Genomic DNA, 212 nt, shown 5'->3' with positions numbered 1-212 from the left:
GGAACTGTTCTCGTCCTCCCTCAACACCGCGATCATCCGCTTCAACGAGCACATCGAACGCGACGCGATCGACGCGCAGCGGCTGATCCTGCTCAACATGGATCCACCGGAACATACGCGGGTCCGGCAGATAGTGCAGCGCGGGTTCACGCCACGCTCCATCCGGGCGCTGGAGGAACGGCTGCGGGCCCGCGCGGAGGCGATCGTCGCCG

At 66.5% G+C, this 212-nt stretch carries 1 pseudogene; it reads left to right on the top strand.

Annotation, left to right across the window (positions count from 1 at the left end):
• A pseudogene (locus IE312_RS42430) lies at positions 1–212 on the top strand (steroid C27-monooxygenase); the annotation flags it as partial.

It is taken from the genome of Streptomyces capoamus (assembly GCF_014654935.1).
GTDB classification, from domain to species: Bacteria; Actinomycetota; Actinomycetes; order Streptomycetales; family Streptomycetaceae; genus Streptomyces; species Streptomyces capoamus.
The sequence above is the reverse complement of the archived record's forward strand: the minus strand, read 5'-3'. Positions and strand labels throughout refer to the sequence as shown.